At 32.5% G+C, this 24,717-nt stretch carries 25 protein-coding genes and 2 pseudogenes; 19 read left to right on the top strand and 8 right to left on the bottom strand.

Going from position 1 to position 24,717, the window contains the following annotated elements; genetic code table 11:
- The first annotated feature begins 13 nt into the window (after positions 1 to 13).
- Entirely contained in the window at positions 14 to 1,132 is a 1,119-nt protein-coding gene (locus PYW37_RS09840) for a M20 family metallopeptidase (protein WP_012897289.1), read from the top strand.
- A 67-nt stretch (positions 1,133 to 1,199) separates the two neighbouring features.
- Here the strand turns inward: PYW37_RS09840 and fabZ are convergent, their stop codons facing one another.
- Positions 1,200 to 1,655 carry a 3-hydroxyacyl-ACP dehydratase FabZ gene (gene fabZ / locus PYW37_RS09835; RefSeq protein ID WP_003130498.1) on the bottom strand — a complete coding sequence of 152 codons (456 nt, stop codon included), beginning with the start codon at positions 1,653 to 1,655 and terminating at the stop codon, positions 1,200 to 1,202.
- 275 nt (positions 1,656 to 1,930) lie between these two features.
- Between fabZ and fabI the strand changes: the two genes are divergently transcribed.
- The 4 genes from fabI (at position 1,931) to PYW37_RS09815 (ending at position 4,963) form a co-directional block, all read left to right on the top strand.
- Positions 1,931 to 2,683: an enoyl-ACP reductase FabI gene (gene fabI, locus PYW37_RS09830; RefSeq protein ID WP_025017167.1), complete on the top strand. Its 753-nt coding sequence runs from the start codon at positions 1,931 to 1,933 to the stop codon at positions 2,681 to 2,683.
- A 261-nt stretch (positions 2,684 to 2,944) separates the two neighbouring features.
- Positions 2,945 to 3,352: a hypothetical protein gene (locus PYW37_RS09825; RefSeq protein ID WP_003130500.1), complete on the top strand. Its 408-nt coding sequence runs from the start codon at positions 2,945 to 2,947 to the stop codon at positions 3,350 to 3,352.
- A gap of 68 nt (positions 3,353 to 3,420) precedes the next feature.
- On the top strand, positions 3,421 to 4,062 hold the full coding sequence (locus PYW37_RS09820; RefSeq protein ID WP_012897291.1) for an ATP-binding cassette domain-containing protein: 642 nt from the start codon (positions 3,421 to 3,423) through the stop codon (positions 4,060 to 4,062).
- Positions 4,043 to 4,963, top strand: a complete 921-nt coding sequence (locus tag PYW37_RS09815; RefSeq protein WP_012897292.1) for an ABC transporter permease — start codon at positions 4,043 to 4,045, stop codon at positions 4,961 to 4,963. The genes PYW37_RS09820 and PYW37_RS09815 overlap by 20 nt, the downstream gene beginning before the upstream one ends.
- A 124-nt stretch (positions 4,964 to 5,087) precedes the next feature.
- On the opposite strand, the gene yidC is transcribed toward PYW37_RS09815, so the two are convergent.
- From yidC to thmT, 6 genes are all read right to left on the bottom strand, one after another.
- Entirely contained in the window at positions 5,088 to 6,050 is a 963-nt protein-coding gene (yidC, locus tag PYW37_RS09810) for a membrane protein insertase YidC (protein WP_023189442.1), read from the bottom strand.
- A gap of 174 nt (positions 6,051 to 6,224) precedes the next feature.
- Entirely contained in the window at positions 6,225 to 6,983 is a 759-nt protein-coding gene (locus PYW37_RS09805; protein WP_003130508.1) for an HAD-IIB family hydrolase, read from the bottom strand.
- 95 nt (positions 6,984 to 7,078) lie between these two features.
- On the bottom strand, positions 7,079 to 7,669 hold the full coding sequence (locus PYW37_RS09800) for an ECF transporter S component (RefSeq protein WP_003130510.1): 591 nt from the start codon (positions 7,667 to 7,669) through the stop codon (positions 7,079 to 7,081).
- A gap of 16 nt (positions 7,670 to 7,685) precedes the next feature.
- Positions 7,686 to 8,222 carry a phosphopantothenoylcysteine decarboxylase gene (gene coaC / locus PYW37_RS09795; RefSeq protein ID WP_003130511.1) on the bottom strand — a complete coding sequence of 179 codons (537 nt, stop codon included), beginning with the start codon at positions 8,220 to 8,222 and terminating at the stop codon, positions 7,686 to 7,688.
- Positions 8,215 to 8,910: a phosphopantothenate--cysteine ligase gene (locus PYW37_RS09790; protein ID WP_003130512.1), complete on the bottom strand. Its 696-nt coding sequence runs from the start codon at positions 8,908 to 8,910 to the stop codon at positions 8,215 to 8,217. The genes coaC and PYW37_RS09790 overlap by 8 nt, the downstream gene beginning before the upstream one ends.
- 145 nt (positions 8,911 to 9,055) lie before the next feature.
- Complete coding sequence (thmT, locus tag PYW37_RS09785; protein ID WP_003130513.1) at positions 9,056 to 9,241, bottom strand: 2-hydroxymuconate tautomerase; 186 nt, start codon at positions 9,239 to 9,241, stop codon at positions 9,056 to 9,058.
- A gap of 197 nt (positions 9,242 to 9,438) precedes the next feature.
- Here thmT and PYW37_RS09780 point away from each other — a divergent pair, with 197 nt between their 5' ends.
- The 11 genes from PYW37_RS09780 to PYW37_RS09730 all read left to right on the top strand — a co-directional run bounded on the left by PYW37_RS09780 (position 9,439) and on the right by PYW37_RS09730 (position 19,377).
- A complete protein-coding gene (locus tag PYW37_RS09780; protein WP_025017168.1) occupies positions 9,439 to 11,766 on the top strand; it encodes a cation-translocating P-type ATPase in 2,328 nt (775 codons plus the stop codon).
- 12 nt (positions 11,767 to 11,778) lie between these two features.
- Complete coding sequence (locus PYW37_RS09775) at positions 11,779 to 12,222, top strand: GNAT family N-acetyltransferase (RefSeq protein WP_003130515.1); 444 nt, start codon at positions 11,779 to 11,781, stop codon at positions 12,220 to 12,222.
- 106 nt (positions 12,223 to 12,328) lie between these two features.
- Positions 12,329 to 13,354 carry a YdcF family protein gene (locus PYW37_RS09770; RefSeq protein WP_017864179.1) on the top strand — a complete coding sequence of 342 codons (1,026 nt, stop codon included), beginning with the start codon at positions 12,329 to 12,331 and terminating at the stop codon, positions 13,352 to 13,354.
- Positions 13,355 to 13,503: 149 nt separating this feature from the next.
- Positions 13,504 to 14,097, top strand: a complete 594-nt coding sequence (locus PYW37_RS09765; protein ID WP_010905446.1) for a lipoprotein BA_5634 family protein — start codon at positions 13,504 to 13,506, stop codon at positions 14,095 to 14,097.
- Between the two features lie 197 nt (positions 14,098 to 14,294).
- Positions 14,295 to 14,777, top strand: coding sequence for a TspO/MBR family protein (locus PYW37_RS09760; RefSeq protein WP_023189439.1), 483 nt, complete (start codon positions 14,295 to 14,297; stop codon positions 14,775 to 14,777).
- 118 nt (positions 14,778 to 14,895) lie between these two features.
- Complete coding sequence (locus PYW37_RS09755; protein WP_003130519.1) at positions 14,896 to 15,297, top strand: DUF2177 family protein; 402 nt, start codon at positions 14,896 to 14,898, stop codon at positions 15,295 to 15,297.
- 3 nt (positions 15,298 to 15,300) lie between these two features.
- Entirely contained in the window at positions 15,301 to 17,097 is a 1,797-nt protein-coding gene (locus tag PYW37_RS09750) for a DAK2 domain-containing protein (protein WP_025017169.1), read from the top strand.
- Entirely contained in the window at positions 17,094 to 17,867 is a 774-nt protein-coding gene (locus PYW37_RS09745; protein WP_010905448.1) for a DUF1295 domain-containing protein, read from the top strand. The genes PYW37_RS09750 and PYW37_RS09745 overlap by 4 nt, the downstream gene beginning before the upstream one ends.
- Before the next feature lie 146 nt (positions 17,868 to 18,013).
- Positions 18,014 to 18,376, top strand: coding sequence for a YxeA family protein (locus tag PYW37_RS09740; protein WP_010905449.1), 363 nt, complete (start codon positions 18,014 to 18,016; stop codon positions 18,374 to 18,376).
- 119 nt (positions 18,377 to 18,495) lie between these two features.
- Positions 18,496 to 18,864 (top strand): VOC family protein, encoded by a 369-nt coding sequence (locus PYW37_RS09735; RefSeq protein WP_021723158.1) that lies wholly within the window; start codon positions 18,496 to 18,498, stop codon positions 18,862 to 18,864.
- Positions 18,865 to 19,092: 228 nt separating this feature from the next.
- Positions 19,093 to 19,377, top strand: a complete 285-nt coding sequence (locus PYW37_RS09730; protein WP_003130528.1) for a putative quinol monooxygenase — start codon at positions 19,093 to 19,095, stop codon at positions 19,375 to 19,377.
- Between the two features lie 548 nt (positions 19,378 to 19,925).
- Here PYW37_RS09730 and PYW37_RS09725 read toward each other — a convergent pair.
- Positions 19,926 to 20,450 carry an Rgg family transcriptional regulator gene (locus tag PYW37_RS09725; protein ID WP_160321463.1) on the bottom strand — a complete coding sequence of 175 codons (525 nt, stop codon included), beginning with the start codon at positions 20,448 to 20,450 and terminating at the stop codon, positions 19,926 to 19,928.
- A gap of 30 nt (positions 20,451 to 20,480) precedes the next feature.
- Here PYW37_RS09725 and PYW37_RS09720 point away from each other — a divergent pair.
- The 3 genes and pseudogenes from PYW37_RS09720 (at position 20,481) to lysS (ending at position 24,641) form a co-directional block, all read left to right on the top strand.
- Positions 20,481 to 21,592, top strand: a pseudogene (locus PYW37_RS09720) (IS3-like element IS981 family transposase).
- 74 nt (positions 21,593 to 21,666) lie between these two features.
- Positions 21,667 to 22,758: pseudogene (locus tag PYW37_RS09715) on the top strand (MFS transporter); the annotation flags it as partial.
- 386 nt (positions 22,759 to 23,144) lie between these two features.
- The gene (lysS, locus tag PYW37_RS09710) at positions 23,145 to 24,641 is read left to right on the top strand and encodes a lysine--tRNA ligase (protein WP_023189521.1); all 1,497 of its coding nucleotides are present in this window, start codon (positions 23,145 to 23,147) and stop codon (positions 24,639 to 24,641) included.
- The last annotated feature ends 76 nt before the right edge of the window (positions 24,642 to 24,717 follow it).

Raw genomic sequence — 24,717 nt, 5'->3', positions numbered from 1 at the left:
TTGGTGGAAATTTATGGAAAAAGCTGTAGACTTATTAAAAAGTTTGGTTAATATTCCGTCAAGTTCAGGAAATGAAGAAGAGATTTTAATATTTCTTGAAAAATGGTTTATTGAGAAGCAATTTGATTTTGTTATTCGCAAAGAAACTTTTGTCGCCGGACAAATTAAAGCAAAAGGTAAAAAAGAACAAAAAAAAGAAGCCATTATCTTAACTGGGCATGTTGATACTGTCGTTTCAGGTCATTTAGCTGACTGGAAATTTTCGCCTACCGATGCAAGAGTAGAAGAGGGAAAACTCTTTGGACTTGGTGCGAGTGATATGAAAGGTGGCGATGTTGGAAACTTACTTGCTGCTGCAAGTTTTATTGGTAAAGATTTAAGTCAAGATATTTGGGTCGTGGGGACGGCTAACGAAGAACTTGATGGTAAGGGTTCAGAAGATTTTGCTCGTTATTTTAGTGAAAATTGGAGCTATGACTCAGCTTGTTGCATTATTGCAGAACCAACTGATTTAGAGAAGATTTATATTGGGCAACGTGGAAATCATTTTATGAAGCTACATTTTTCTGGGAAGGCTGGTCATGCTTCGGTACAAGAACATTTTCAGCAAAGCGCTTTAGGGGCGGTTACTTATTTTCTAGAAAATATTGAGCAAATCGTTGAAGACTTGAAAATTTACAAAAATAGTCAGCTTGGTCTGCCAACTTTTGTAGTGACATCAATTCTCTCTGGGGATGAAAATTCTCCTAATAAAACAGCCGACTTCGCTGAACTTGTGGTTGACTGTCGTTTAACTCCTGAATTGGAAGAGGTATTTGAGCAAGTCATGAGTGAGTTAGCTGTGCAGTATCATTTTACTTATGAAGATATTGTGACACCTGTTTTATCAACTTTGACCGATAATCAAGCTCCATTCATTCAGTTACTGACAGACTTATCTGGCGCGAAAACAACGGCGGCTTCGGGTTCTAATGATCAAGGATTTTTTGAAAATGTTGGGATTAGAACGGTTGTTTTTGGACCAGGACAGCATGAACAATGCCACATTGCAAATGAATCTATTATTCTTGAAAAGTTGGAAGAACATATTGAAATTTTACAATCCTTTATTAAAAAAATGCAGGAGAGTTAAGATATTTACTGACAAATCCTGTATATAATAAAAAAATTTACTGACAAAGACTGTCAGTAAATTTTTTTTAGTTTGTTTGTTCAGCTGCTTCATCAACGATGAAAGTGAACTGACAAGTGGTTACTTTTTTACCATCAACATAAGCTGCGGCATCAGCAGTTCCTACTTTTCCACGGAATTTTGTAATTTCAAATTCAAGTTTCATTACATCACCAGGAGTGACTTTTTGACGGAATTTTGCTTTATCAATTCCACCAATATAAGCCATTTTTCCTTGAAATTCTTCTTTTTTGAGAATCAAAATTGAACCAGCTTGAGCGAGTGATTCAAGAATCAAAACACCAGGGAAAGTTGGATTACCAGGGAAATGTCCATTAAAAACTTCTTCGTTAATCGTTACATTTTTCGTTGCAACAATTTTATTTTCAGAAATTTCATCAACGTAGTCAATAAACATGATAGGATAGCGGTTCGGAATAACTTCCATCACTTCTGTAGCAGTCATAGCGTATTTTTTAGTCATTTTTTATTCCTTTTCTTATTAAAAATTAATGAAAAGCCCGAGTAATCAGGGAAAAAGAGCCATCACTCTAACTTGACAGTTCAACATTTTTAAGTTAAAATTTTATGTATCAAGTATTTTGATATACAAAACCTTTTACAATTAATATTATCAATTTCTTGTGAGAGTGTCAACTTTTTTATATGACTTGTAAAGGTAAAGTGATTAAATTTATTTTTTTTTATTTGCTAGTCGCTTAAACCTGATTATTTTAAAGAAAAGGACTTATTTTATTTATGTTTTTAGAAGGTAAAAAAATTGTTATCATGGGTGTTGCTAACAATAAATCTATTGCTCGGGGCTGTGCTAAAGCAATGAAAGATCAAGGTGCAACATTAATTTATACTTACCAAAATGAACGAATGGAAAAACAATTAGCTAAATTGGCTGAACCAGAAGATTTGCTCATTGAATGTGATGTAACTTCTGATGAATCTATTCGCCGTGCTTTTGGTACAATTGAGGCACGTGTCGGTAAAATTGACGGACTTGTTCATGCCATTGCTTACTCTAAAAAAGAAGAGCTTGGTGGGAATGTTACAGATATCTCTCGCGATGGTTATGCCCTTGCTCAAGATATTTCAGCTTACAGCTTGCTTGCTGTTGCTAAAGCAGCAAAACCATTGCTTAAAAAAGGTTCTGGTATCGTAACTTTGACTTACATGGGTTCAGTTCGTGCCATTCCTAACTACAATGTTATGGGAATTGCTAAAGCAGCTCTTGAATCTACAGTTCGTTATCTTGCTGCTGAAATGGCACATGTAGGTGTTCATGTGAACGGAATTTCTGCAGGAGCAATTAAAACACTTGCGGTTTCTGGAGTTTCAGGTTACAAAGATTTGATTAAAGAATCTGACAGCCGTACAGCTGATGGTGTTGGTGTAACAATTGATGAAGTTGGTCAAACTGCCGCTTTCCTTGTTAGCCCGCTTGCCTCAGGGGTCATTGGTGATATTGTTTATGTTGATAAAGGTGTTCATTTAACATAAGAATAAAGAGAAAAATACTGATTATTTTTATCGAGATTGATAAAAATAATCAGTATTTTTTTGACCTCAAGTAATACAAAAGAAACTTAATGTTAACAAAAAATATATTGAAGCAAATCAATTAAAGCGCTATCATTATCTTAACGAATGATTGTTATTATCCAGAATATTTTTGAATATAGTGGATTATCTCTTGCTTTTGTAGAAAAATTGGATTAAAGAAGAAATGTCAATTTAATTATTTAATATGGAGGTATAAATATGAAACTCATGAAGAAAACTCTTGTAACTCTCGCAGTCACCCTGGGAATATCAGGTGCTCTAAGTCCGGCTGTAAATGCGGCAACTAAAACAACTAATGCTTCTATTTCTGTTTTAAATATTATCACAATGGCGGATCGTGTCTATTTTCAGTATAATGGAAAAGCGATTAGTACAGCTACAGCTTTTCAGAGTGCTCATAGCTTTACTCCGACAAACTGGGTCACTCAAAATGGAATTTCACTTATTAATAAAAATGGTTCTTGGGGACGAATTTATCAAGGAAAATATACTGTGGGCTCAGGTATAAATGCTGGAAAATTTGGACATGTGGGAGTTAGTTTTAATAAGTATATACGGACAACTATTCTTGGAAATGGTCAATGGACCTATTCTACATTTAATTGATAATATTAGTGAAAATATGTACATGATTAAAATTTAGTTGTGTACATATTTTTTATAAAGGAGAATAAATGGAAATTGACATTCAAAATTTATCTTTTAATTTCAAAACACAAAATATTTTTGAGAATACAACGGTTTCTTTCACAGAGGGTAAAATCTCGTTTATTATGGCACCAAACGGTAGAGGGAAGACAACACTATTGAAACTTATTTTAGGAAGTCTGCATGCGAGCCAAGGCCTTATAAATAATTCAGCTAAAAATAATGATACATATGTCCTATTTGATAATTTAGAACTCTATAAAAATCTAACTGGAATGGACAATATTCTTTTTTTTACAAATTTTAGATATTCTAAATTGACAATTGAAAAGAGAGCTCAACGGTATCTTTCAGAAGAAAGACTGTCAAAACGGGTATCAACCTATTCTCTTGGTGAAGGGAAAAGATTATCATTGATTATATGGAACTTATTAGAACCTTCTTTAACGATGATGGATGAAGTGACAAATGGATTGGATTATGAGAGTTTAAATATTCTTAAGGAAGACCTTATCAGGTCAAAAAACGAGAAAATTATTTTATTAACAGGTCATCAATTTGAGTTTTATGAAGAGATTATTGATGATTTATATGTGATAAAAAATAAAAAAATTTTAAAGGTGGATAAAGGAGGTTTGAAAAAAATTTATGAAAATAACTTTAATTAAAGAGCTTTTCTATCTTACCAAATCCAAAATTTATCTAGTAATTTTTGGAATAATAATCGGCTTATTGATTTTAGGCACATTCCAAGCAATCCTTAATTTAAAAGGAGCTGAGAGTCTTTTTATGGAGGACAAACAATCAGATATTAATTTTCAAAAAAATATTCATAAAGATTATTCTATTTCTAATAATGGCAATCAATCTATACTTAATAATGCCACTCGCTATGATTATGAGCAATTAAATCAAGCCAACCAAGCAATCAGTTTTGTGGGATTTCCACAATTCATATTTAAAGCTTATGGTATGACAATTATTTCTTTACTTGCTGGTTTCTTTGGAGTACTTGTTGCAAACTATGATTATAAATTTGGAACCTTCAAAAGGAGACTTGGGCAACAGAGTTGGAAGATAATTTTATTAGGAAAATCTGTTGGATTAGTTGTATCATTAATTGTAATGTATTTGCTTATTTTTAGTTTGGCAGCTTGTTCTGGTGAAATTTTACACTTATTCTTTAAGTCTGAAAATGCTGGAGAATATGGGCAATCATTGTATCCCCTTATTAATTCAGATAGTTTTTATTTACTATTTTTTAGCTTTATGATTGGATTAGCATTAGCAATGATGTGTTTTGCGTTAACTTTAGCCAGTAAACGAGCAAACCTGATAGGGAGTGCTTTTATGATTTATTTATTTATCTTACCAAATACTGGTTGCTTCGATTGGAGTAATATGACATTAAATATTTTTGCACCATTTGGTAACCATCTAGGTGTGCCACCTCTTTCAATGACCCAAATCTCTCCTTTATTTATTTTAGTGCTATTTGTGACTTATCTTTTAATTATTCTTACTGGAGGAATGTTGATATTTTTTAAGCATACACGCTATAATATATAAGAAAAGTTACTGACAGAACTCTCATTTTAATCTGAACAAGAAATTATTGATTCAATAAATAAAAAAATCACTGACAGAAATTTTATCAGTGACTTTTTATTTTTTTATATCTTGTCAGTAAAAATTACTTACGATTTTGTTTACCAGCATTTCGTCCGCCAGATTTACGTTCCTTTTCATTGCGTTCACTTGTGATTTCTTTGAAATTTTCTTGAACAGAAGTAGGTGTAACATCTTTGAGACCTTCATTATTGATTTTTGGAGGATTTTTTGTAAATTCTTCATCAATACGACGGCGCATTCTTGGTTTCATGATGAAGGTAATGATGATTTGTTGGATAACAATAACAAAACCACCAACTGCCCAATAAAGTGCTACTCCAGCAGGTGACATGAATGAGAAGACAACAATCATTGCCGGACTCATAATCAACATTGCCATTCCTGATTTCTTTTGTTCAGGGGTCATTGACAAAGTTGAAATCCAGGTTTGGATGAAGTAAAGCACCCCAGAGATAATAACCAAGACCACACTTGGATGTCCTAAAGGAATCCCATAAAATGTTGAACTTGAAATTCCCGTTGTATAGGCTGCAGCATTATAAAGAGCGATAAAGAAAGGCCATTGAATCAACATTGGTAAGCAACCAATTGATGAAAGCATGTTAATTCCATTATCTTTTTGGGCTGCCATCAATGCTTGTTGAGCTGCCATTTTTTCTTCAGGAGTTTGTGCTTTTTTGAGTCGTTCTTGCAAAGGAGCAAATCCAGGAGCAAGATAAGCCATTTTTTCTTGCATATAAGTTGATTTGTAGGCTTGATTCAAACCTAAAGGCAAGATGAGAAAACGGATAATCAGAGTAACAAAAATAATTCCCCAACCATAACCCATGTGCAAGTTATTAGCGAATAAGTCAACAAAAGCAGACATTGGACGAACCAAAAAATTATAGGTAATTCCATGAGTAGCTGCTTCGGTTGGAACGCGGACTCCATCAACAACGTGTGTTTGAACACAGCCAGATAGGAATAACAATCCGGCTGTCATTAAACCAGTCAATGTTAATTTCTTTTTCAAATTTTTCAATATAAGTTCACCTTCTATAAATTAAACATACTCATCTATTTTACCTAAAATTCAGATGAATTTCAATAGGACTAAAGGATGAAAAGCCATTCTGTAGTTTAAAATCTTCAATAATATTTTCTGTCAGCAAAAGAAAAAAGCTGTCAGTAGTGACAGCTTTTTATCAGTGGAAAATTAAGCTTCTTCCATCGCAATAATTGCTTTTAGAATAGCTGCAGTTTCTTTCCAGTCACGAACAGTGATTGTTTCAATTCCCATTTGAACAACAGGGTAATCATTTCCGCCAGGTTGAGTCATGTCACCAAAGTAAAGAATTTCTTCTTTAGTAACATTAAGTTCTTCCATCAAATGATTCATCCCAAATTCTTTATTTTGACCTGGAACAAAACCGTTAATAGTTGTTGTTCCAGCAACTTCAAATTCAAATTCTGGAGCATATTGACTAGCCAATTTAGCAATTTCATTACGTTTTGTCATGTCTGGGTCCCAAGCTTGTTTAGCTTCAACACCAGCTTTTTGACCGATTGCTGAGTAAGCAATCATCGATTCACGATTTTCATTAATTTCATCACCAGGGGCAAGAACAGATTCATCCCAATGTCCAAGCTCTTTAGCAGCTTTTTCAAGTGCACCCATAATTGCGTTAGCTTGTTCATCAGTTAAAGCGTAATTGAAGACCTGTTTCCATTCGCCATCTTTGTGAGCATAATATTGAGTCCCTTGGGCAACAAACAAATGGAAATTATCCAGATTTGCAGATTCAGGCAAATTATTAATAATTTGAATCAAAAATTGATCATATTTTTGACCAGAAATTGGTGCAATGATATATTTTTGAGACAAAGTAGCCAACAATTCAGCCATCTCAGGGAAAATCGGCATTTTTGGTTCATTGAGTGTGTTGTCAATGTCGAAACTTAATATTTTTTTCATAAGTTTTCTCCTATTTTTTTCTTATCAACGCTTACATTATAACATTTTTTTAATAAAAAAAACAATCTAATAAAAATAGATTGTTTTTTTTTCAATTATGAATTGCCTCTTGCTTTACTTAAAGCAGGGACAATTGCCATTGTTAAAATCACAGCGATGATCACTTCTGCAATAGAATTTCCTGTGATAATTGAAGCAAGCAAAGCTCCGAAGGTTTGTTTGGTTACATCATGAAAGAAGAGGAAGATGAAACTTAAAACCAGAAGTGTATTAGTTGCTGTTCCAACAAAAGCGGCTAAACCAGCTCCAAAACGATTTTGTGCCAAACGATAAACGAGGGCAGGAAGAATTCCGACTAGAACACGCGGAACGATGGCAATAACCAATGCCCAGATAGAACCATGATTTGTTCCAGGAACAGGCTGTAAGGGACTAAACATAAAGCTAGAAGGTAGGGTTACGATTGTTGAATTAATAACACTAATCAATCCCATCACTAGACCCAGAAATGCTCCTTTACGAACTCCAAGAACAATTGAACCAATGATTACTGGAATATGGAGCAAAGTTGGAACGATTGGTAAAGGCCAAACGCTATAGATAATTTGACTCAAAAGTTGGACAACGACCATAATTGCAATAAAAATGGACAAGATTGCCACATCAGACGCTTTTGATTTTTTCATAAATACCTCATTTATTTTATAAAGAATTTTTTAAATCCGATAGAATATCAGGTAAGTCGGCGAGTGCTCCCTCACCAAAATCTCCACAAGCGAGCAAAGATTTTTTCGGTTGAATCATATTATAATCTATTTTCTTAAGAATCTCAATGTTTTTTTGCGTCAAAGGATGTTGATACATTTTAGTATTCATTGCAGGGGCAAAATATTTTGGTACAGAAGGTTCAAGAGCAAGGGCTACAGAAGTGACAATATCATCAGCTCGGCCCTGCGCCAAACGGCTAATTGTATCAGCAGTTGCAGGTGCCACAAGGAAAAGCTCAGTATTTTTAGCTAAATCAATATGATTAACCAATTCAGGACGTTCTTCGTCCATAATATCCAAGTGAACCTTATTTTTGGACAAAACTTGTAGAGTTAAAGGAGTGATGAACTGAGTAGCGCTTTTTGTCATTAAAACTGTCACATCATGTCCCTCTTTTGTCAGTAAAGAAGTTAAATCTGCTGCTTTGTAAGCTGCAATTGAACCTGTTACCGCAAGTGTAATTTTAGTCATTTTTTAATTCCTCCGAGGTTTTTAAAAGTCTGTCAGCAATTTCAGCCTTTGTTTTTAAAGTAATTTCATGATTTTTACTGACCAAAAATGCTTGATGATCATTTCCATGAATATTTTCTAAATCATTCGCTAAAATAAAATCAGCATGATTTGTCAGTAACTTTTCTCTGGCCACAGAAAGAAGCTCAGATTTTTCTACACCAACCAATAATTTAAAACCAAAAAGTAAAACATTTGGATTCCATTCTTTAATATAAGAAATAATTTTTGGTGTTTTTTCTAGGAGCATGATTTGATAATCAGATTTTGAAGAAATTTTCCCAACTTTTTCAGGACGAAAATTTAAAAGCTCCTCTTTAGAAAACTTGTCAGTAAAATTTTCAAGACCTGTCATATAAATAGGACGATAATCACTGACAGCCATACTATGGATAACAACATCCATGTCAGGGACTAAGTTTTTCATCTGTTCATAAAGGTCATGAGTTCCTTCAATCGGAATATAGGTCAGTCTGTCAGTAAATTCAGGAAGTTTAGCCTGAAGTCCAGCTAATAAATAGACTTCATGACCAGCATTTAAAAAATTTTCAGCAGTCACTTTTCCGAGACTTCCTGTTGCAAAATTACTGATGCCACGAACGTTGTCAATAGGTTCCGTTGTTCCACCAGAAGTAATCAAAACTTTCATTTTTCACCAGTTTCTTTTAGAGTTGCTTTCATTTTATCCTAATAAAAATATTTTTTCAAGAGAAGTTTATTTACTAAAAATTTACTGACAGCTTAAATAAAAAAGCCATCAATTACTGACAGCTTTGATTGGCTCAAATGAAAACTTATTTCTTCTTTTTCATTTCTCCGCCTTGATAGAGCATTCCTTCTGGAAGGTCATTAAAGATGACATGAATTGCTGAAGTAGGTGCTCCAGCATGTTTAGAAATTGATTCAGTAATTTCTTTAGCAATTATAGCTTTTTGCTCAACTGTACGACCTTCAAAAAGTTCAACATGGACATATGGCATAATAAATTCTCTTTTCTATATGATTATGAGCATATTTTATCATATTTAAATAGAAAAAAGTTTAACGAATCAAAAATAACATTTTTACCGTTTGCAGGACTTCTCAGAACTATGTTAAGATAGAACAAAGTATTCTTAAAAATACTATATAATTGAAATCAAAAATTGAAATTGAGAAGAAATAGAGAGTAAAAAATATGTCTTTAAAAGGATTAACAAGTTTTGAGGTTGAAGAACGGATTCGCCAAGGGAAGATAAATAAAAATATAGATGAGACGGATCGTCCTGTTTGGGAAATTGTAAAACGAAATACTTTTACATTTTTCAACTTAATATTTGCAGTCATTGCGATTCTAATCAGTTTAGTTCAAGCATGGAATCAGCTTATTTTCCTTCCAATAATTGTCATTAATACAATTGTCGGAATTTATCAAGAAATCAAAGCCAAACGATATTTGGACCAAATGACTCTCCTGCACGCTCCGCAATCCACAGTGATAAGGAATGGTCAACAAGAAAAAATTGCTTCAAATGATTTGGTTGAAGAAGATATTATTATTCTTAAAACAGGAAATCAAATTGTCGCTGACGCTCGCATTGTCGAAGGAAGTATTTTTGTCAATGAATCACTTTTGACAGGTGAAGCTGACGAAATTGAAAAAAATGTTGATAACAAACTTCTGTCAGGAAGTTTTGTTGTGTCAGGAGAAGCCAAAGTCATTTTGGAAAAAGTCGGAAAAGATTCCTACATTTCCAAATTAACAGAACAAGCCAAATTGGTTGACCATGGCGAAGACTCTGAGATGTTACGGGCCCTCAATAAATTATTAAAGTGGGTCAGCTTTATTATTCTTCCGATAGCAGTCATTTTATTTACCCAAAATTACTTTGTCAATCATAATACACTTCAAACCAGTGTTGTAGCAATGGTGGCAGCGGTTATCGGAATGATTCCAGAGGGGTTGTATCTTTTAACAACCATTGCCTTAACGCTCAGTAGTGTGAAATTGGCTCGTAATCAAGTGCTATTGCACAATATGAAAAGTATTGAGTCCTTAGCGCGTGTAGACGTTCTATGTGTTGATAAAACAGGAACAATCACAGAACCCAGAATGTCAGTTGAGCAAGTATTTGTTAGCCCAAGTAGTAACATAAGCGAAGCGAAATTTATGTCTCTTTTATCTGACTACATCTCAGCAAATACTGATGACAATGATACCATGAAGGCAATTCGAGAGTTTATGCTTGCAAAAGGTGACCTTCAAAATCAAATGACCGGCGTTAAAAAAATTATTCCATTTTCATCAAAAGTAAAATATAGTGCTGTTTGTTTTGAAAATGAAAGTTATCTTTTAGGAGCACCAGAAATTGTTTTAGGGAAAACTTATGAAAAAATTAGCTCTGAAATCAATCATCTCTTAGAAGAAGGCTTTCGTGTCCTAGTTTTAGCGGGAACAAAAGAAAAAATTTATGACCAACTTAATTTGGGGGCTTACGCACTTGGCTACGTTGTGTTAGCCAATCCCATCAGAGAAAATGCTAAATCGACCTTTAACTACTTTGCAGAGCAAGGAGTCAATATCAAAGTTATTTCAGGTGATAACCCTCAAACCGTGTCGGCAGTTGCAAAAAGAGCAGGAATTACTGGAGCTGAACGTTTCATTGATGCAAATTTATTGAAAACGAAAGAAGATTTAGACCAAGCGGTTGAATCATATACTGTTTTTGGGCGTGTGACACCTGACCAAAAACGCCGTCTCGTTCAAGCCCTCAAACGTAAAGATCATACTGTCGCAATGACCGGAGATGGTGTTAATGATATTTTAGCCATGAAAAGTGCTGATTGTAGCATTGCCATGGCTTCCGGAAGTGATGCCGCGACCCAAGTTGCACAAGTTGTCTTATTAGATTCAGATTTTGGGCATATGACACAAGTAGTCACAGAAGGACGTCGAGTCGTCAATAACGTCCAACGTTCAGCCATTCTTTTCCTTGTAAAAAATCTCTTTTCAATCATCTTGGCAATTATCTCAGCAATCTTTGTCTTCACCTATCCCTTACAAGCTTCACAACTTTCACTTATCAGTTTATTCACCATTGGGATTCCGGGATTCTTACTCTCTTTAGAAGAAAATGACAAACGAATTGAAAAAGATTTTATTAAAAATGTTATCTTAAAAGCATTACCAGCCAGCTTGACTGAAATTACGGCCGTTTTAGGAGTCGTTATTGCTGGAGCTGCCTTCAAATTGACGGCATCAGAAATTTCAACTTCAGCAGTTATCTTACTAGCTGTTGTTGGATTTATGATTTTAACTAAAATCAGTGCACCACTCAACCGTTTTAAAATGGGAATTATCATTTTTAATATTGTTGGGATAATTATCTCAGGTTTCATGTTCAATTCCCTCTTCTCTATCAGCAAAATTTCTTTGGATAGTTTTGTTCTGGTTGCCTTACTCTCACTATTTTCAGAATCACTATTTAGAAATTTTGATTCACTATTAAAAAAGTTTTTCAAATAAGAAAGGATTAAAATGAAAGAAATAAATAAAGATATGAGAAATAAAGAACTCATAGAAGAATTGATAAGTTTATGGGAAAATTCAGTTAAAGAAACACATTCTTTTCTGTCAGTTAAAGAAATTGAAGATATAAAACAATATGTCCCGCAAGCTCTTAAAGCTATCGAACATTTAATTGTGGAATTTGACGATAATGAAAAACCAATTGCTTTTATGGGAATTGTTGGTGAGAAACTTGAAATGTTGTTTATTAGCCCTAATCGCATGAAAAAAGGACTCGGTAGAAAGTTGCTTGAAGAAGCAATAAAAAACTATTCGGTAAATGAACTTGTAGTGAATGAGCAAAATCCGCAAGCCAAAGGATTTTATGAGCATTTAGGCTTTAAAGTTTATAAAAGAAATCCAATTGACGAACAAGGAAATCAATATCCAATTCTTTTTATGCATTTGGGTTAATAATCAAAAATCTCACATTTGAACAGTAGGATTTTTTTAATACACGTGAAGAGATTAGGATAGAAGGCTATGTTATAATAGAATAGATTAAACCCAAGGAGTTTGAATGGCTTTTTTAATAATTTCCCTGATTATCATGCTAATTGGCCTGCTAAGATTAAAAATCAATAAACGAAGTATAATAGGAGGAATTTTTTTAGCCTCAGGTTTGATATTGAGCCTAGCCTCTCTGTTTTTTGAATTATTATACCTTATTTATCTTTATCTTCCGTCGGGTGATTTTGCAACCTTGATCATTGCTTATGGAATCCTTCCCTTAATATTTTTATTGGTCTGTGGATATTTCATTTTTAACTCAAAAACAATGAGAACTAAAGAAGGTAAAAGTGCCACTGCAAAATTATCTGCTCTATTTGGCTTAAATTTGCTTATTGCCTTTCCAGCACTCTTTATGTTATTCACATTTTCAACAAAAACAATACCACAAATAATCTGGTACATTCTTCTTTATATTTTACTTATTGATATAATTCTCTGTTTTTTGTTTGCAGCCTATATTTTATATTCATGGATGAGCCAAATGATTCCTTTACAAAAAAAGATAGATTATATTATCATTTTGGGTTCAGGTGTTAGAAGTGAAGAAGTTCCACCCTTGTTAAAGAGTCGATTGGACAAAGGAATTGAATATTACCAGAAAAATCCTACAGCCAAATTTGTTGTTAGTGGCGGACAGGGGGCGGATGAGCCTGTATCAGAAGCCTTCGCCATGCGAAAATACCTCCACTCACAAAACATTCCTAATCATCAAATTCTTTTTGAAGATAAATCCACCACTACTTATGAGAACATGTTATTTTCTAAAAGGATAATTAATGAGGATTGGTCAGATAAAGAAATGCCCCCTTCAATCATTTTTTCAACCAATAATTATCATGTTCTCAGAGGAAGTTTATATGCGCAAAGAGTAAAATTAAAAGCCCAAGGAGTAGGGGCACCCACAGCACTTTATTTCTTACCTACGGCCTTAATTCGTGAATATATCGCATTACTTCTACATAGAAAAATTATTCTTTTTAGTGTATTGGGAGGTGTCTTACTATTCATCATTATTTCCCTTCTTCCTATTTAAAAAAGTTAGCAAACCTCAAGAAAGAATCTCTTTCTTGAGGTTTTTAGTACTCATTTTTTCATTACAAAAATGTAAGAAGGAGGCATCGGACTTGATGTTAGAATGAAGGAGTAGCTAAATTGTAAAAAGAAAAAAAGGAAAGATATAGAATGAAGAAAATACTAATAGCGCTAATTATCATAGTACCAATTGCCATTACCGGATTTCTCGGTTATGACTTTTTCAAAAAAAATTTTGCTCATGTTCACGGTATAATCATGTATAGTGATAATAAGGATGAAGCAGATACTATATTAGAGAATAATAAAAAATATATTGATAAAAGTTTAACTGTAGAAGGTAAATACAGTTCAAAATCAGATGTCTTAGTCTTGAATACTCAAGCTGCTAATAAATTAATAAATGAAAAAGTTTTTAATAACGTAACCAAAAAAGGAGACAAGTTTAAATTTAAGACAGTAGAAAACTTATCAGCCGAGCCAGCTTTGTGGACAGGAAAGGAAGATAAAACAATAACTGATGATAAAGGACAGTCAGTGAAACCTAAAAGTACAAAATATATTGTTCTAGGAGAATACAGTGCTACTTCTAAGCTATTGATTCTTAATGATGAAGATTATCAAAAATTTGATGCAAAAGCTAAATTTGTAAGTGTAATAAAAGAAAAACGAGATGCTGATAAAGTCCTTAAAAGCTACATTACGAGTGGTTCAATTCCCTCACAGATATTCCCTTACAAATAATAAAAACTACTAAAAATAACTCTTATAAAATGTTACTGGAAATTTTTCCAGTGACATTTTTATTTTTTAACAAATTAAAGATGATTATACTAAGTTATAAAGTTATCAAGCGAATAAGACAGCTTGACTCACTATTTATGTAATAATATAAGTATAGTAATCAAAAGAACTCATGTATATTAAAAGGGAGAGAAATTATGACTAGTAAAAAACTAAAAGCATTGGGACAACTAATATTATTTATTGTAGGAATTGAACTAATTGGTGGCCTATCTGGCCTCTTGGCGGGGGATATCAAGGGGATTTATAATAATCTTAAACTCCCACCCCTAGCTCCACCAGACTATCTTTTTGGGATTGTTTGGCCTGTATTATATGCTCTTATCGCCATTTCCGCCTATTTGATTTTTTATAAGCTGAAAACTCAAAGAAGTGAGGGACAAAATGCTTTATTCTATTTTGGAATACAACTTATCTTAAACTTTATTTGGAGTATTATTTTTTTCAAAGGCTATTTTTGGTTAGGAGTTATTATTATTCTCTTACTAGATTTTATTGTTTATCTCTGCGTCATTAAATTTTCAAAAATTAATAAGTGGTCTGCATTCCTTCTAATTCCTTATTTTATTTGGATTATTTTCGCAACATATTTGAGTATATCAGTTGCTATCTTGAACTAAATAATTTGAGGAGAATCTGATGGTTTGGGCAATAAATAATGATTATATAACATAAAAATTTTGATATTTATAAGTATATACATCTGTAAAACTGAAAGCTATAGATTGGAGAAGAATAATGAATTTTATTAAACCCTTTATTATAAGTGGAGTAATTTTTTTAATTTTAGATATTTGCTGGCTCTTTTTTGCAAATAAAAAAATCTATCAGCCAAATATTGGTAACTTGATGGGAGATTTTAAAGTTATTCCGGCCATTATCTTCTATATTATTTATCTAGGAGCACTAACATTTTTTGTATTAATGCCCGGACTTGAAAAAAATAGTATAACTTACGTCTTACTGAGTGGTGCTCTACTAGGATTAGTATGTTATTCTACATACGATTTAACAAATTTGGCATCAATTAAAGACTGGTCACTAATGGTAACAATAATTGATATTATTTGGGGGACTTTTGTAAGCTCTTTGAGTGCAAGTCTTTCATTTCTTGTGATTACAAAGTTTATGGAAGGATAAAGAATGGAAAAGGTAAAATCTGAAGACCGTCTACTAGAAAGTATCATAGCAGGAGCGCAAAAGGTTATTAACGGAAAGGATGAACTAAACAAAATAAATGTATTTCCAGTTGCCGATGGGGATACAGGGAGTAATTTAGCATCTTTAATGCAAACCATTATTGATAATTTATCTAATAATAATTATTCAACGAACCTTTTATTTGATGAAGTAGCTTCGGCAGCACTCATTGGGGCTCGGGGAAATTCTGGAATTATTTTTGCCCAGTACTTAAATGCCGTTTCAGATTATTATAGTGTATATGAAACTAACTTAGAGATACTTGTTTTAGCTTTCAACAGAGCAGTAAAGAGCGCCTATGATTCTTTGATTGAGCCCAAAGAAGGAACGATTTTATCAGTTATGAAAAGATGGGCAGAAGTATTACTGATTACTTTTAAAGAAAGTACATCTTTTGAAAAAGCCTTGCTAGAAGCAAAAGGAGAAGCTTGGAAAGCTCTTAAGGAAACACAATTTCAGATGTTAATTTTAAAAAAGAATAAACTCGTTGACTCTGGAGCGAAGGGTTTTTACTACTTTATATCTGGTTTTACTGACGCTTACTGTGGAGAAAAAGTAAGTAAGATACAAGAAGGACTTATCCCCAGCATAAAAGAATTAAATACAGAAGATATTAAAGAACACTTTATATCTGAAGCACCTAAAAATAGGTATTGTTCAGAATTTATTATCAAAGAACCCCTAAAACAAGAAAAGGACTTAAAAGAATCACTAAGGAAATGGGGAGATTCTTTAGTTATTGCTGGAAATAAAAAACAAATAAAGATTCATATCCATACTAACCATCCGGAAAATATATTAGCACTGTTAGAAAAAACAGGAACAATTATCTATCAAAAAGTTGATGATATGCAATTACAATATGAAATATCACAAAATAGAAAATCATCCATTGCTATTGTCACAGATTCTGTTGCCGATCTATCTGCTGATTTTATACTTGAAAATCAAATTTTTGTTTTACCTTTGAATGTTTCAGTAGGTGAGCAAGCCTTTTTAGATAAACTTACAATCAATCCTCAAATTTTTTCAGAAAAGTATAATAAGAATTTAAAAATGACAACTTCTCAACCAAGCATTCAATCTGTTGATTCGCTTTTCTCCTTTTTAGAAGGAAAATATGAACATATCATCGTGATTTCAGTTTCTTCAAAACTAAGTGGCACTTATCAACTTCTCAACCAAAGAATTACAGCAAAGAAATCCTTAGAAAACCGAGTACATCTTATAGATTCCAAATTAAATTCAGTGGCTCAAGGACTACTAGTTAAACAAGTTGCCAAATTGATTAGTGAAGAGCGTTCTATTGAATCAGTACTTAATGAAACAGAAAAAATAACTGACCGGATATTTATTTATGTGGCAGTAGAAGATTTATCGCCAATGATAAATTCGGGAAGAATTCCAAAAATTTTGGGAGAAACCGCACAAAAACTTTCAATGCATCCAATTATTAGTCTTGATAAAAGAGGAAACGGAAAGCTGATTGGTGCTTCTTTTAGTCAAAATAAGAGTATGGATAAAATTTTGAAAAAAATTAACCTATTGTCAAAAGAAGGACAAATCGAAGAATTAGCTTTGACACATGTTTTATCCAAAGAATCAGCCTTAAAGATAAATGAACTATTGAAAGAAAAAACTACTAAAAACTGTGAAATTATAGACAGTTCAGCAGCAATTGGAATTTCTGCAGGGATTGGAAGTTTAGCAATTGCCGGACTATTAAAGGAGGTCAAATGAATTATATAGCCGTTTTGGTAACTTTATTACTTTATTTCATCTGTTGGTTTCTTATTGCGACATCTAAGAAGAATTACGGATTGATAGATATTGCTTGGGGCGGAGGATTTGTTCTTACAGCTGTGGTCTCTTATTTATTTTCTCCGAGAATTACGATTCAAAATAGCCTAATCTTAGTATTAGTCATATTATGGGGAGTACGTTTAGCAATTCATTTAGGAAGACGAAATTGGAATAAACCCGAGGATTATCGCTATACAAATATGCGTAAAAGGTGGGGCAATAATTTTCCAAAATTGAAAGCTTTTCTAACGGTATTTATGGTGCAATATCTTTTGTTAATCATTATTTCACTCCCAATTATTCAAGTCAATTCAAATGTTAATTCTCAATTTTATTGGTGGCAAATTTTAGGTATAATAATTTGGATATTTGGCTTTATCTTTGAAGTTTTTGGAGATCGTCAGTTAGAAGTCTTTAAAAAACTACCCCAAAATAAAGGAAAACTATTGACTAGTGGCCTGTGGTCACTAACACGACATCCTAATTATTTTGGCGAGTCAATGTGTTGGTGGGGAATATTCTTAATCTCTTTGACGACTTTATCAACGCTTTGGTTGGTTATTAGTCCACTATTGATTACTAGTCTCCTTTTATTTGTATCTGGTGTACCAATTCTTGAAAAAAAATATAAGAATCGTGAAGATTTTAAAGAATATGCAAAAACTACCCCGAAGTTTGTTCCTTTTATTGGTAAAAAGGGCTTGTAGACTAAGTTCTCAATCATAAAGGCCCATAATTTTAGTAATTTCCTTTTTATTCTTATATAAAACAACATTCGTATGCTTTCAAAATTGTAAGCTTATTAATCCAGCTCCTTGATATAATAAGGGTATAAAATAAAGGAGAATATATTGTGAAGAAAGTATTAGTAGGATTGTTAGCTATTATGGTTATGATAATCGCTTCTGGATATACATATTATAAAATGAATTATGGTGGGGAAAGTTACTATGTTCAAATATTAGTTAATGGTGAGCGGGAAGAGACGACTGCTGATGATCATACACCAATGGTAATTTATCACTACAAACTTGATTCTTTCAATTCAAAAGGAGATAAAAAGTTAGTAAAGTTTATGGCTAGTCATAATTTAAGAAACCAAGCCTATTTAGAACTGACTTATAACAAGCATAAAGGTGTAACAAACTGGAATGAGGTCCAAGAGAAAGAAATACCAAAACCTGCATTAAAAGAGCTACAAAGCTTAGAAAACTAATTTCTATTTTCCTTATCTAGATAAAGAATTTGTAAGCTAGGGAGCTAAAAGAAGTTAGTGGATAGATTAAATATTTTAGCGATATAATGATAGTGTTAAAGGAAAAAAGGAAAATAAATATGGCTTTTAATATCTGTGTAAATCTTTATGTAAAAGAAGTAGAAAAAGAAGTAGATTTTTTCAGGTCAATCGGTTTTTTAGAAATTGAAAGACATAAGATGGAAAACTCAGATTCAGTTGTAATTGCACCGCTATCAGATGGCAATGCTTTTTTACAAATTTGGGATATCGAGTTTATAAAAAAAGTCTCACCCGAAGTTGCGAATGATAAACCTTCATTACTATTCACAGTAGATAATATAGAAGAGATGAATGAAAAATTAAAGAAAATTACTCCTACAACAAGCGACTTGATGGATGCTAACGGGAAAAAAGCATTTAATTTCCAAAGCCCTTCGGGTAACTATTATGCTTTTATGGAAATTTAATCATATCTAATTTTATAATAGTACTTAAAAACTGTCATTAAAGGCAGTTCTTTTTATTTAAATGAAAAAATAAAGAAATCATATAAATTTTTATTCTGTGTAATCTAAAATATTTGCAAAAACAAGTAAAATATTTTATTATATGACTTATCAATCATTGACTCGTCAAGTATTTATTTTTCCAAAAATTGAAAAATAAACATTAATAAATAAAAAGGAATAAAAATTATGATTATTGTAAATGCTAAATTTTATATTAAAGAAGATAAAAAATCTCAATTCTTAAAAGAGATAGAAGGTCTGATTTCAGCTTCCAAAAAGGATGAAGGATGTCTGGAATACTCTCTTTATGAATCTACGGATAATCAGCTAGAATTTGTGATGATAGAAAATTGGGAATCACAGGAAGCGATCGAAAAACATAACACTAATCCCCTTTTGCTAGCATTCGCTAAGAACTTAAGCACTTATAGTTCAAAGAAACCAGTTCTACAAATTGCGGAAACAAAGTAAAAAATAATTAACAATATAAAAAGATAGAGCAAGAAAAATATTGCTCTATCTTTTTATATTATAGGGAAAGAAATTAGTGAAGAATCTTCTAAGGTTTAGAAGGTAAAACTGGGAAAGGAAAAGTAATCGCTCAACTATATTTTAGATATGGAAATATTACTGGATTCCTTTATAACAATGCATTATAGAAACTAAAATAAAATTTAGTGGGCAAAATTTAAAATACATAAAACAACAAGATACCATTGAAAAATGAGGATTGTCGCCATCCCTACAGTTACATAAAGGCTTAACTTATTCAAAACCTCACGTTTCAAATCTAAAGCAATAAGATTTATTTGTTCATATTAGTTTGAATACTAGGATATAAGAGGTTAAGAAGTTCTGTGATGGTCAAAAAAGGTTCACCAATAGATGTATAATTGGTCAGAATATCCGTAACTTCAATTTTATAATCCAAATATAGCTCATTTTATGTATAACTATTTGACGTTAGTCTACTCATTTTGGAAACTTTGGAATAGAGCTAACTACTTTGATAAAGTTTGTTAATTGTTCTTTGAGTTCTGATCTTTTATCCTGATTATTTCTTCGGCTATCCAATTTGAAGTATTAAAGCATTTACAGAATTCTAAGGATTTTCGACAATCATTCATTACAGCAAGTGCACCTTCGTCGCCTATCTTATAATTATAGCGTGCAGTATTATAGACTAAAGTAAATTTTTCAAACATATAGTTATCGTTAATTTTAATGTTTTCAAGATATTTTATAAATTTTCTAGCTGGAGTGTATAACCCTGCATCTACAAAAATATTAATTATATTAAGAACAGTTTGAATTATAGCTTGCTTTACATAGGGAATGTTGATGGAATTTTGTGAAGGATTGATCATTCGATCGGATAGTTCTATAAGATGAATAAAATCTAAAAATTGTGCACATTGTCCCAAAATTGCTATATCATATTGTCCCCATTCTTTAAGATTATAAAGGTAGTTTTCTAAAAAAGTTATTTCACTTTTTGTAAGGAAATAAGATGAATTGATGTTATCCTTAAATCTTAGAGTCACTATTGTATAATTTAGACAAAGGACAAAAACATGCAAAAACGCTACTCAAAAGAATTTAAAGAAACCCTTATCGCCTTCTATCATTCTGGTCAATCCGTCACCCAGCTGTCTAAAGAATACGACGTGGCCCCTGCAACAATTTATAAATGGATAGACCTCTACTCTAAATCTAATGAAAGCTCCGTCTCTAAAGCTGATTTTCTAGAATTAAAAAGACAACTGGCTAAAGTTAAGGAAGAACGAGACATCTTAAAAAAAGTATTGACCATATTCGCCGAGAAAAAGAAGTGAGTGCTGCGGATATGGCTCTAACCATACAAACTTTAGCACTCAATGTCAGACTAAGCTGTCAACTCCTTGATGTTCCTGAATCAAGTTATTATGAACGAATTAACCGACATCCATCTAAAACTCAATTAAGGAGACAATACCTGTCACTCAAAATTTCTCAACTCTTCAATGCTAACCGAGGAATCTATGGTGCTCCTAAAATTCATCATCTTCTATTTAAACAAGGGGAAAAAGTCGGGTTAAAAATGGTACAGAAGCTAATGAAGCAACTTCAACTCAAGTCTGTAGTCATTAAGAAATTTAAGCCTGGATACTCACTAAGTGATCACATCAATCGAAAAAATCTCATACAGACTGAACCTACAAAGAAAAATAAGGTTTGGTCAACCGACATTACTTATATTCCTACTCAACAAGGATGGGCTTATCTCTCAACCATTATGGATCGTTATACTAAAAAAGTCATTGCTTGGGATTTGGGCAAGCGAATGACTGTAGAATTAGTGCAAAGAACTTTAAATAAGGCCATTAAATCACAAGACTATCCAGAAGCTGTTATTCTTCATTCTGACCAAGGAAGCCAGTATACGAGTCTAGAGTATGAAGAGTAGCTTAAGTATTATGGGATGACTCACTCTTTCAGTCGAAGGGGATACCCTTATCATAATGCCAGTCTTGAATCTTGGCATGGACATTTAAAAAGAGAGTGGGTGTATCAATTTAAATATAAGAACTTTGAAGAAGCCTATCAGAGTATTTTCTGGTACATCGAAGCCTTTTATAATTCAAAACGAATCCATCAAAGTTTAGGGTATCTTACACCTAATCAATTTGAAAAGGTAAGTGCTTAAAATAAATAGATTAAAATTCTACGTTTGTTACTCTAAAAACTTGACTTAACGTCAATGATTATTCAAAATCACTCGTAAATATGGGAATTACAACAATTTTTGAAGCTGTAACCGCTCTGATCCTATTTCCCTTCATCGGGTATACAGTTGATAGATTTAATTTAAAAAAAATACTAATTGTATCTGAGATAGTGCAGTTTATAACTCTTTTATTTTTTTGGTGGAATATTCAATACTTTGGAACTTACCAAATTGTTTATCTGGTAGCGATTCTAATATCAGGGACATCTCAGATTATTCGTAACTCAACCTTCAAATTGACTCCGATAATATTTCGAGATTTAAAGAAGGGTAATTCACAGATTTCTTTAATCTCTACAATAGGTGATTTTGGTGGTCCAGTTATAGCAACAGCACTAATTGCAGTTACCGGAGTTGACAGTTTAATTCTATTTTCTTCAGTATTTGCACTTGTTGTAACCATTTTATATTATGTGGTCTTTGATTTTCAAGCTAAAGATGGATTTATAAACAATAAAATCAATACTGTAGAAACCAAAACTGAGGATGTTTGGAGAGAGCTAATAAGCGGAATAAAGTATGTAAAAGAGAGTAAATTATTAATTAATTTAATGATTATCAGTGCGTTTTCGGCATTAGCAGATAATGGTCTAGTTAATATTTTAATTTATACAATGAGGAGCATTTATAAATTTTCGAATTCGTCTGTTAGTATGGTATTTATGTTAGCTTCCTTTGCTACCTTTCTAGGAAGTATTTATGTTAATAAATTAAAAATTGATGAAGGAAAAATTTATATAATGGCACTGCTTGCAAATAATATTGGAATAGTTTTATTACTAATAAAACTTCCTTTTATTATTCCATTAGCTTTAATAACTACAAGTTTTTTTGGAATAATGTTCTATATTATTCAGAACACTTTGATTCAACGGATAGTTCCTGCAAATATATTAGGAAGAGTTAATAGTTTTTTTAGAGTATCTACCTACTCACTGAGACCTTTCTCTATAATCATATTAACCTTCATGTCTGAAAAATTTGGATACTATTCATCATTTATTTTGAGTTCTATATTCGTTGGAATTGTTTCATTACTAGTATTAAAAATGAAACCATTTTTAAGCAGGTTATCAGAAGGATAAGGAGAAATTATATATAAAAGTCACTTTTAAGAAAACAAAAAGACACCCTCGCTATGATAAACTTGTTTACCAAGTTATAAAATCATATGGAGAATGTATAACTATTTTATAATTTTTGTCTTGAAATATTCAAATATGGTTAACGAACAAAATATTGCATAGACAAGTTAAAGAATATAAAGAATAGAACTAAGATTACCATAACTCAGCTTCATTTGTATCCCTTGCTATTATTCCTATATTTTATACTTAATTAGAGAATTATGAGGAGCTTTGCAACAGGATCTGAAAAGTGGTATTATTATAAAAAATTTTTTGAGTATGTTAGATCTAAAAAAGTACTATATAAAGAAAAAACATAAAGCAAGGAGCAAAGGAGATTTATAATGACAGTAAGCATCGAGTTGAATGACCAAATGAAAGTTAGGCGTGAAAAGATGGAAGAGTTGCGTGAAAAGGGGATTAGTCCTTTTGGGAAAAAGTTTATACGCACGACAGATTCAGGAGAATTACATCAAAATTTCGACGCAGACAGTAAAGAAGATTTGGAAGCAAAAGCTTTAACAGCAATGATTGCTGGGCGTATGATGACCAAGCGTGGCAAAGGTAAAGTTGGCTTTGCCAACCTTCAAGACCGAGAGGGGCAAATCCAGATTTACGTGCGTAAAGATATTGTGGGTGAGGAAAATTACGATATTTTTAAAAAATCGGATTTGGGAGACATTCTAGGTGTTGAAGGCGACGTTATGAAAACTGACACTGGTGAAGTCACTGTTAAAGCTACTCGTTTAACGCATCTATCAAAAGCTTTGCGCCCACTTCCTGAAAAATGGCACGGCCTCACTGATACAGAAACTCGTTATCGTAAACGCTACTTAGATTTGATTTCTAATCATGAAAGTTTAGAACGCTTTAGGATGAGAAGCAATATTATCAGCTCAGTGAGAAAGTATTTGGATGATAGAGGATACCTCGAAGTAGAAACTCCAGTTTTGGAAAATCAAGCTGGCGGCGCTTCAGCAAAACCATTTACTACTCATCATAATGCTTTAGATATAGATATGACACTTCGAATTGCTACGGAGTTGCATTTGAAGAGGTTAATTGTTGGTGGAATGGAAAAAGTATATGAAATAGGAAGAGACTTTCGTAATGAGGGGATGGATAATACTCATAATCCTGAATTTACCATGTTAGAATGTTATGAAGCTTATTCTGATCTTAGAGATATTATGAATTTAACAGAAGGTATTTTTAAAAGTGCAGCATTATCCGTTGCTTCAAGTACAGTAGTTGAGGTAGAGTTATCAGGAAAGAAAACCTCAATAGATTTATCTAAGAATTTTAAAAGATTACATATGGTTGATGCAATAAAAGAAAAAATAGGGATCGATTTTAGAAAACAGATGACCTTTGAAGAGGCAGTAAATATTGCTGTTAATCATGGTATTGAGGTACAAAGACATTTTACAATTGGGCATATCATTAATGAATTCTTTGAAAAATTTGTTGAGGAAACTTTGATTCAACCCACGTTTATTTTTGGCCACCCAAAAGAAATAACACCTCTTGCTAAAATGAGTAAAGAAGATCCAAGGTTTACTGAGAGATTCGAATTGTTTATCGGTGGGCATGAATATGCTAATGCATATTCTGAATTGAATGATCCGATAGATCAGTTAGAAAGATTTAAAAATCAAGCAAGAGATAAAGAATTAGGTGATGAAGAAGCGACTGGTATAGATTATGATTATGTAGAGGCTTTAGAGTATGGAATGCCCCCTACTGGAGGATTAGGGATTGGGATTGACCGACTTGTTATGCTCTTAACTAATACAACAACTATTAGAGATGTGCTCCTCTTTCCCACTATGAAGCCATAAAATGGTTCTATTTCGAAGTTTAAAACAGAGTAAGTTAGTCCGAAATTTGACTATGCTTTTATACCCAATTGAACTT

The sequence above is a fragment of the Lactococcus lactis genome, assembly GCF_029023865.1.
Classification (GTDB): domain Bacteria; phylum Bacillota; class Bacilli; order Lactobacillales; family Streptococcaceae; genus Lactococcus; species Lactococcus lactis.
Note: the sequence above shows the minus strand (reverse complement) of the source record. Positions and strands in the feature narration are given on the sequence as shown.

What these genes read in the sequence shown, in the direction of transcription:
- thmT (WP_003130513.1), bottom strand. Translation starts at nt 9,241, where the DNA reads ATGCCATATGTCCATGTTGAACTTTTTGAAGGTCGTACAGTTGAGCAA.
- PYW37_RS09755 (WP_003130519.1), top strand. Translation starts at nt 14,896, where the DNA reads ATGAATTTTATTAAACCCTTTATTATAAGTGGAGTAATTTTTTTAATT.
- coaC (WP_003130511.1), bottom strand. Translation starts at nt 8,222, where the DNA reads ATGACTAAAATTACACTTGCGGTAACAGGTTCAATTGCAGCTTACAAA.
- PYW37_RS09750 (WP_025017169.1), top strand. Translation starts at nt 15,301, where the DNA reads ATGGAAAAGGTAAAATCTGAAGACCGTCTACTAGAAAGTATCATAGCA.
- PYW37_RS09780 (WP_025017168.1), top strand. Translation starts at nt 9,439, where the DNA reads ATGTCTTTAAAAGGATTAACAAGTTTTGAGGTTGAAGAACGGATTCGC.
- PYW37_RS09760 (WP_023189439.1), top strand. Translation starts at nt 14,295, where the DNA reads ATGACTAGTAAAAAACTAAAAGCATTGGGACAACTAATATTATTTATT.
- fabI (WP_025017167.1), top strand. Translation starts at nt 1,931, where the DNA reads ATGTTTTTAGAAGGTAAAAAAATTGTTATCATGGGTGTTGCTAACAAT.
- PYW37_RS09800 (WP_003130510.1), bottom strand. Translation starts at nt 7,669, where the DNA reads ATGAAAAAATCAAAAGCGTCTGATGTGGCAATCTTGTCCATTTTTATT.
- PYW37_RS09790 (WP_003130512.1), bottom strand. Translation starts at nt 8,910, where the DNA reads ATGAAAGTTTTGATTACTTCTGGTGGAACAACGGAACCTATTGACAAC.
- PYW37_RS09815 (WP_012897292.1), top strand. Translation starts at nt 4,043, where the DNA reads ATGAAAATAACTTTAATTAAAGAGCTTTTCTATCTTACCAAATCCAAA.
- PYW37_RS09825 (WP_003130500.1), top strand. Translation starts at nt 2,945, where the DNA reads ATGAAACTCATGAAGAAAACTCTTGTAACTCTCGCAGTCACCCTGGGA.
- PYW37_RS09770 (WP_017864179.1), top strand. Translation starts at nt 12,329, where the DNA reads ATGGCTTTTTTAATAATTTCCCTGATTATCATGCTAATTGGCCTGCTA.
- fabZ (WP_003130498.1), bottom strand. Translation starts at nt 1,655, where the DNA reads ATGACTAAAAAATACGCTATGACTGCTACAGAAGTGATGGAAGTTATT.
- PYW37_RS09765 (WP_010905446.1), top strand. Translation starts at nt 13,504, where the DNA reads ATGAAGAAAATACTAATAGCGCTAATTATCATAGTACCAATTGCCATT.
- PYW37_RS09820 (WP_012897291.1), top strand. Translation starts at nt 3,421, where the DNA reads ATGGAAATTGACATTCAAAATTTATCTTTTAATTTCAAAACACAAAAT.
- PYW37_RS09805 (WP_003130508.1), bottom strand. Translation starts at nt 6,983, where the DNA reads ATGAAAAAAATATTAAGTTTCGACATTGACAACACACTCAATGAACCA.
- lysS (WP_023189521.1), top strand. Translation starts at nt 23,145, where the DNA reads ATGACAGTAAGCATCGAGTTGAATGACCAAATGAAAGTTAGGCGTGAA.
- PYW37_RS09730 (WP_003130528.1), top strand. Translation starts at nt 19,093, where the DNA reads ATGATTATTGTAAATGCTAAATTTTATATTAAAGAAGATAAAAAATCT.
- PYW37_RS09735 (WP_021723158.1), top strand. Translation starts at nt 18,496, where the DNA reads ATGGCTTTTAATATCTGTGTAAATCTTTATGTAAAAGAAGTAGAAAAA.
- PYW37_RS09840 (WP_012897289.1), top strand. Translation starts at nt 14, where the DNA reads ATGGAAAAAGCTGTAGACTTATTAAAAAGTTTGGTTAATATTCCGTCA.
- PYW37_RS09745 (WP_010905448.1), top strand. Translation starts at nt 17,094, where the DNA reads ATGAATTATATAGCCGTTTTGGTAACTTTATTACTTTATTTCATCTGT.
- PYW37_RS09775 (WP_003130515.1), top strand. Translation starts at nt 11,779, where the DNA reads ATGAAAGAAATAAATAAAGATATGAGAAATAAAGAACTCATAGAAGAA.